Source organism: Bacillus sp. 220_BSPC (assembly GCF_001054655.1).
Lineage (GTDB): Bacteria > Bacillota > Bacilli > Bacillales > DSM-1321 > Peribacillus > Peribacillus frigoritolerans.
On the sequence record NZ_JVPL01000142.1, the window covers coordinates 1 to 2413 of the forward strand.

5 protein-coding genes and 1 pseudogene are annotated in these 2413 nt (G+C 38.2%); 4 read left to right on the forward strand and 2 right to left on the reverse strand.

Translation table 11 applies throughout. The features are described from left to right. Nucleotides 1-189 (forward strand): annotated as a pseudogene (locus ADA55_RS09275) (gluconolaconase); the annotation flags it as partial. A gap of 458 nt (nt 190-647) precedes the next feature. Here the strand turns inward: ADA55_RS09275 and ADA55_RS09280 are convergent. Both ADA55_RS09280 and ADA55_RS09285 read right to left on the reverse strand, forming a co-directional pair. Beyond that, a complete protein-coding gene (locus tag ADA55_RS09280; RefSeq protein ID WP_048682429.1) occupies nt 648-947 on the reverse strand; it encodes a spore coat protein in 300 nt (99 codons plus the stop codon). Further along, nucleotides 947-1150, reverse strand: a complete 204-nt coding sequence (locus ADA55_RS09285) for a hypothetical protein (protein WP_048682434.1) — start codon at nt 1148-1150, stop codon at nt 947-949. The genes ADA55_RS09280 and ADA55_RS09285 overlap by 1 nt, the downstream gene beginning before the upstream one ends. Before the next feature lie 187 nt (nt 1151-1337). On the opposite strand from ADA55_RS09285, the gene ADA55_RS09290 reads away from it, so the two are divergent. The 3 genes from ADA55_RS09290 to ADA55_RS09300 all read left to right on the forward strand — a co-directional run. After that, nucleotides 1338-1553, forward strand: a complete 216-nt coding sequence (locus tag ADA55_RS09290; RefSeq protein ID WP_048682438.1) for a hypothetical protein — start codon at nt 1338-1340, stop codon at nt 1551-1553. A 12-nt stretch (nt 1554-1565) separates the two neighbouring features. After that, nucleotides 1566-1928, forward strand: coding sequence for a spore coat protein (locus ADA55_RS09295; protein ID WP_048682441.1), 363 nt, complete (start codon nt 1566-1568; stop codon nt 1926-1928). Nucleotides 1929-1943: 15 nt separating this feature from the next. Then, on the forward strand, nt 1944-2413 hold a 470-nt coding region (locus tag ADA55_RS09300; RefSeq protein ID WP_048682445.1), incomplete at its 3' end, for an alcohol dehydrogenase catalytic domain-containing protein.

Consider the following 2413-nt stretch of genomic DNA (forward strand, 5'->3'; position numbering starts at 1 on the left):
ACCATCGCACATGACCCGAGAATTTTATGGCCGGATACTTTTTCGATTGGTCCCGATCAATACTTATATGTCATTGTGAATCAATTACATCGGCAGGCAAGATTTCATTATGGAAGAGACCTGCGGGAAAAACCATATAGTTTACTTCGTATGAGAATCGATGAATTCCCTGCCCCTACCTTTTCATAGTAATCGTAAACGAAGGTAGCTATCCCCCATCAGGGAGCTGCCTTTTTTGTCAGATACTGTCCTATGATAAAGAAGTGACTTAACTCAAATTGAAAAGCCTGCTTCATCTTAGATTTAAAAGTATAAATAAAGCACCATAGGCACGAAGCTACATAAGTATCAACTTCCGGTAAGAGGAAAAATTTTGAACAAAACTAGGATCCATGTTTGGTGATTAAAGATTGATCGGGAACCACCCTTTTGTTTCCTACGCGGGGTGGTTTTCTTTGCTGAGAAAGAGATATGAGATTGCCTGGAAACAATCCCTTTCCCAGGATCATCTACATTACCTTTATAAGAACTAGCTATAATATACCCCTAAAAAAAGCAATGTATCTCAAATTTGAGAAATTCATTGCTTTTTTCCATTTGCCCGAACCCCTGTGTGATCTGTCTGTTCTCACATCTATGAGTAGACTTTATTGTTGGGGAAGGTTTAGGGCTGTATTTGCTGTATTTAAATCAACTTGTAATTGTTCACTTAAATCATGTGGATGATAGTAACCTTTTGAAATCATATAGTTACTTATCTCTCCATGTCTTTCTACAGCGACACGAAGCTGTTCTCTTAAGGCTGCTTTCAATTCAGGTGTTTTTGTTTCTGTAATGGCAAAAGCAAGATTTCTAATTCCTGATTTTGCGGATATTAAGAAGTCCGTTGCAATCACCTGATCAGTCATGCCACCCATACCCGCCATATTTTGCAAAAAATTTGTCATTACCGTTCCCCTCGATTCATCAGAATTTCCTGCAGTGTTTGAATATCTTGTGTCCCAGCCCTCATGTCTTTTAATAGAATATTTTGTAGTTCTGTATCCTGCACTAAACTGCTCATTGTAGAGGACTTTGTTAGACAAAGACTCTTGAAAGTTAAAATTTCGTGCGCCTCTAAAGTCTCATGCAGTCCTAAATTTTTCGTCATGATTTTTCACTCCATTTCTTTGAGAATTCACTTCAATATCTTTCGTAATACAAAAGTTTTTATACATCATCATTTGCAAAGGTAGCGTATATTTTGCGAAAAAAACTACCTATCGGTCAATATTCCGTATAACAAACAGATGAACTGGGAAAGGTATTTTTGTTATATAGATTAGGGAGGTTAACGTATGGAAAATGAAAGCTTGGCATTTCATGAAACCATGGAAACGCATGAAATTTTAAATTTTAAAACAATAGGTTTGATGAGATCTAAATTAATGCAAGGAATTTGCTTTGACAATGACTTAAAAGCATTAATGGAAAAAGACGTACAACAATCTATAGCTGCTATAAACGAGCTAAAGGGTTTTTATAAAGAAGCCCGAACAAACTATGAAAAATGAGGTGAAATTTAAATGGAAATGGATTTTTTAGATCCTCAAGGCGCTGAACATATGCCGGAAATGGCTGATTCCTCTTTCGCGTTAGATTTTCTACTCTCTATCAAAAGTGGGATTCATACTTATGGTATTGCATTATCTGAAACAGCGAATCCTGCATTGAGAAAAGCGTTGTACCAGCAAATGGAGCAATCTATTGACTTACATGGTGAGTTATCCGATTTAATGATCAGGAAGGGCTGGCTTTATCCGAACGATGTAGGTAAACAGGTGGAATTAGATTTGAAATCAGCCGATATGGCGGTTAGTATCGCTGGAATGAATCTTTTCCCGAATGATACTGACAGACTCGGCATGTTCGCAACGCCGAATAAATAAAGGAGGAAAAGCATCATGAAAGCCGTAACTTACCAGGGCAATAAAAATGTACAGGTTAAAGAAGTTAAAGACCCTAACATCAAAAATTCGGATGATATTATTGTAAAAATCACTACTTCAGCGATTTGCGGCTCCGATTTGCACTTAATTCATCAATTAATTCCCAATATGCCTACAGATTATGTCATTGGTCATGAGCCGATGGGGGTTGTTGAGGAAGTTGGACCAGGGGTAACTAAGGTAAAGAAGGGAGACCGGGTCATTATCCCCTTTAACGTTAGTTGCGGGAGCTGCTGGTATTGCGACCACGACCTTACAAGTCAGTGCGATAATTCAAATCCTCATGGGGAAATGGGTGGTTTTTTTGGATACTCAGAAACAACTGGTGGGTATGCCGGCGGGCAAGCTGAATATATGCGTGTTCCTTATGGAAACTTTACCCCTTTCAAAATCCCAGAAGACTGCGAGGTAGAAGATGAAAAATT

Excerpts from the sequence above, each read along its gene's own strand:
- ADA55_RS09280 (WP_048682429.1), bottom strand. The coding sequence starts at position 947 with ATGACAAATTTTTTGCAAAATATGGCGGGTATGGGTGGCATGACTGAT.
- ADA55_RS09285 (WP_048682434.1), bottom strand. The coding sequence starts at position 1,150 with ATGACGAAAAATTTAGGACTGCATGAGACTTTAGAGGCGCACGAAATT.
- ADA55_RS09290 (WP_048682438.1), top strand. The coding sequence starts at position 1,338 with ATGGAAAATGAAAGCTTGGCATTTCATGAAACCATGGAAACGCATGAA.
- ADA55_RS09295 (WP_048682441.1), top strand. The coding sequence starts at position 1,566 with ATGGAAATGGATTTTTTAGATCCTCAAGGCGCTGAACATATGCCGGAA.